Genomic DNA, 613 nt, shown 5'->3' with positions numbered 1-613 from the left:
CACGCGCGGCGACGCGAGGATGCCCGCCAGGGGCGCGTAGCCCGCCGCGAGGCCCTTGCCGAGCACCACCACGTCCGGCGTGACGTCCCACTGCCGCACCGCCAGCAGACTGCCCGCGCGGCCCAGGCCCGTCATGACCTCGTCCGCGACGAAGAGCACGCCGTACTCGTCGCAGATACGGCGGATCTCCTCGTAGTAGCCCTCGTTCGGTGCGAGCGCCGCGTCCGAGGCGCCCACCACGGGCTCCGCCAGGAACGCCGCGACCGACTCCGGGCCCACGCGCTCCAGCAATTCGCGCAGCCGGGACGCGTCCTGAGCGCCGCCGAGCCGGGCGTCGGGCTTCGGCATCTTCGGGAACGCGTCCTCGTTCATGAGGGGCGCGTAGAGCTCGCGCCGGGCGCCCATCCCGGACGCCGCGAGCGCCCCGAGGCTCGCGCCGTGGTAGCTGGGGCGGCGCGTCACGATCCGCACCCGCGACGCCTCGCCGCGCTCCACGTGGTACTGCCGCGCGAGCTTGATGGCGCTCTCCGTCGCCTCGCTGCCGCCCGACACCGCCCAGAAGCGGAAGCCGGGCGTGCCGAGCGCGCCCGTGAGGCGCGCGGCGTAGCGTTCG

The 613-nt window shown here is 75.4% G+C and carries 1 protein-coding gene; it reads right to left on the bottom strand.

Annotated elements, in window-relative coordinates; translation table 11 throughout:
* The coding region (locus tag DEIPI_RS31185; RefSeq protein ID WP_045234344.1) for an aminotransferase class III-fold pyridoxal phosphate-dependent enzyme at positions 1-613 on the bottom strand (613 nt) is incomplete at both ends.

The sequence above is a fragment of the Deinococcus pimensis DSM 21231 genome (genome assembly GCF_000519345.1).
GTDB lineage: Bacteria > Deinococcota > Deinococci > Deinococcales > Deinococcaceae > Deinococcus_A > Deinococcus_A pimensis.
The sequence above is the reverse complement of the archived record's forward strand: the minus strand, read 5'-3'. Positions and strand labels throughout refer to the sequence as shown.